The sequence below is a fragment of the Polaribacter sp. PL03 genome (genome assembly GCF_033875165.1).
Taxonomy (GTDB): Bacteria; Bacteroidota; Bacteroidia; order Flavobacteriales; family Flavobacteriaceae; genus Polaribacter.
On sequence record NZ_JAWZSV010000028.1, the window covers coordinates 1 to 1,898 of the forward strand.

Here is a 1,898-nt window from a genome sequence, read left to right on the forward strand (position 1 = left end):
TTAGGTGCGCCCGGCATGGGCAGTAACTAGGCGGTGTAAGTCCGCTGTGAGCCGTAGTGGCCGGTATCACGAGTCGAAGACAAGGGTGTCTATCGTGAGGTAGAATCTGAAGGAAGTCCTAGACGAAACATCGAATCGATGAACAAGAAGTGGCTAAAAGGCTGGAAACGGTGGGATGAGATTGCCTAACAAATCGAAGTCCCTGACCACTCGAAACCGTCACAGTAAAGCCAACGGTTTGATGCGAAAGCTACTGCTCTTACCCGGGGAGGTCTGTCATGGTAGTTCTCTCAAGCTGGAAGTTATTTCTGGCAGGAACAGGCTCAATAGTAATGTTGAGTTGTCCATGACAGAAGTCAGCCGAGGCCATAGTAGCCAGTAATGGTGAAGGGCTGAACAACAATAATTTTGATTCATCCTGGAGGTGGAAACAATGCGACAATCGCAGAAAACAGAAAATAAAGCTGACTACCTGCGGAGGGTAACCCTGGAAGGGTCAGAGCAAACAGGAGCGCGTAGCGTTGTTTCTGGTGAAAAGAGAACTCAAAATGGCTTATTACGTGAGAAGGTCTTAGACCGGAATAATTTAAATCGGGCCTTTGTCCATGTCAAGCGTAATAAAGGGGCTGGAGGAATTGACGGCATGTCCGTTGAGGAACTTGGCCCATACTTGAAAGAGAATAACGTAAAACTAATCGAGGCCTTGCGAACCGAAAGCTATGAACCCCAACCTGTCAAACGAGTTGAGATTCCTAAGCCAGATGGTTCGAAACGTCAGTTAGGAATCCCAACGGTCGTTGACCGTGTGGTTCAACAGGCGTTACAACAGCAACTGTCTCCTATTTTTGAAAAAGTATTCTCAGATAATAGTTATGGTTTTCGACCACACCGCAGTGCACAAAGTGCTGTGAAAAAGGTGGTTGCTTATTATAATCAGGGTTATCACTACGTGGTCGACCTTGATTTAAAGTCCTATTTTGACAATGTGAACCATGATTTACTAATTAAATTTGTTGAAAATTACATTAGTGAGCCATGGGTCTTGCATTTGATTCGTAAGTTCTTGACGAGTGGTGTGATGAATGGTCGATTTTTCGAGAAGTCCGCTAAAGGTACACCGCAAGGTGGCAATATTTCACCATTACTAGCAAATATTTATCTGAACGAGCTGGACAAAGAATTGACCAAAAGAGGACATAAATTTGTACGCTATGCGGATGACTGTAATATCTATGTTAAAAGTAAGCGTGCGGGTGAACGGGTTCTCAAAAGCATCACCCAGTTTTTAGAAAAGGAACTCAAAGTTGAAGTGAATGCAGAAAAGACGCAAGTCGGTTCTCCACTAAGACTGAAGTTTCTAGGTTTTTCGCTGGGTGTGGGACGCAATAGCGCCTACCCGCGTCCTCATCAAAAACCTAAACAGAGAATTAAACAGGAATTGACAAGAATCACCAAGAGAAGCCGAGGCGTCAGCCTTGATAGGATTCTGCATGAAATTAAGCAGAAAATGCAGGGCTGGATCCAATATTATTCCATTGGGAAGATGAAAACCTTTCTCCAACAACTAGACAAATGGTTGCGCTCGCGCATCCGCCAGTATATCTGGAAACAGTGGAAGAATATCGGAACCCGTTATAAAGCATTGATTAAACTAGGCTTGACACCCAAACAGGCGAAAATCTACGTCAATACTCGTAAGGGATACTGGCGCAACGCGCACAGTAAAACACTGTTGATGACCATAACTAATAAAAGACTGGCACAGCGTGGGCTAATAAATCTGTCCAAACTGTACCAGTCTATTCAAGCAAAAGCTTAAGTTGTTGAACCGCCGTATACGGTTCCGTACGTACGGTGGTGTGGGAGGTCGATAGTGTGAACTATCTCCTACCCGATTT

The 1,898-nt window shown here is 44.6% G+C and carries 1 protein-coding gene; it reads left to right on the forward strand.

Annotated features, from left to right (window positions below):
• Positions 1-433 precede the first annotated feature (433 nt).
• Complete coding sequence (gene ltrA / locus SHK09_RS15355; protein WP_079579635.1) at positions 434-1,819, forward strand: group II intron reverse transcriptase/maturase; 1,386 nt, start codon at positions 434-436, stop codon at positions 1,817-1,819.
• Positions 1,820-1,898: the final 79 nt, after the last annotated feature.

Excerpts from the sequence above, each read along its gene's own strand:
- ltrA (WP_079579635.1), top strand. The coding sequence starts at position 434 with ATGCGACAATCGCAGAAAACAGAAAATAAAGCTGACTACCTGCGGAGG.